At 49.6% G+C, this 395-nt stretch carries 1 protein-coding gene; it reads right to left on the bottom strand.

All coding sequences use genetic code 11. From position 1 onward, the window contains the following. A partial coding sequence (locus FLX07_RS36110; RefSeq protein ID WP_208762590.1) for an AroM family protein occupies window positions 1–252 on the bottom strand: 252 nt, incomplete at its 3' end. Between the last annotated feature and the right edge of the window lie 143 nt (window positions 253–395).

The following is a 395-nucleotide window of genomic DNA, read 5'->3' as shown; positions in this document are numbered from 1 at the left end:
CGCGATAATATGCTTTAAATCACGCTCGACCTTCTGGCGCGAAACCTCGGCCGGCTGGTTATCATTCAATAACGTCAGCAGGCGTTCATCGCCGGAATCAAGGGCATAATCTTCCATAACATCTTCACGCGTCATTTTGCCTAACAGGCTAATATGAGTGATCTGCTCTTCCCTGATATGTTCGGTTAAAAGCGGCAAAACTTCAGCCACCGGTACCACGCCAACGGTTAAAATAGCCATCGTTGTACTCATATCACGTACCTTTTCACTACCACTGCTTCAGCACAGGCTTACTGCACACCACTTCGCCCCCCCGTTGACTAAAAATCAACCGTCCAGAAGCGTAGCAGCTTACCGCCGCCGTTGAATGTAAAGATTGATGTGGCCTCAGGCGC

The organism is Microbispora bryophytorum, from assembly GCF_006874465.1.
In the GTDB taxonomy this organism is placed as follows: Bacteria; Actinomycetota; Actinomycetes; order Streptosporangiales; family Streptosporangiaceae; genus Microbispora; species Microbispora bryophytorum.
Note: the sequence above shows the minus strand (reverse complement) of the source record. Positions and strands in the feature narration are given on the sequence as shown.